We start from the raw sequence: 289 nt of genomic DNA, 5'->3' as shown, positions 1-289 counted from the left end.
GTTTCATCACGTCCCCGAGCGAGCCGCCCGACTGTTCCGCGTGCGGCATGAATTGTTGCTGAGTCGCGTTGCCGCCGAGCGCGTTATTGATCGCGGCGGCGATCAGAGCGAAGCCCCACTCGAGGCGCATTCCGACGTGCAGCGACCCGCGCCGCTGCATGTAGGCCGACCACTGCTGGGCCTCGGCGTAGGACATTCGCTCCTTCGCCTCTTCGACCGTCCGGCCGCCGATTCCGTTCAGCACGAGGTCGTGCCAGAACTCGTCGGCGGCCGTCAGTTTTTTGCGGGA

1 protein-coding gene is annotated in these 289 nt (G+C 65.7%); it reads right to left on the bottom strand.

What is annotated here, in order from left to right:
* Positions 1–289, bottom strand: a 289-nt coding sequence (locus MD536_RS21235) for a phage tail assembly protein T (RefSeq protein WP_239603794.1), incomplete at both ends; no start/stop codon positions are given.

Source organism: Flavihumibacter cheonanensis (genome assembly GCF_022352215.1).
GTDB classification, from domain to species: domain Bacteria; phylum Bacteroidota; class Bacteroidia; order Chitinophagales; family Chitinophagaceae; genus Flavihumibacter; species Flavihumibacter cheonanensis.
This window is presented reverse-complemented; position numbering and strand designations above follow the sequence as displayed.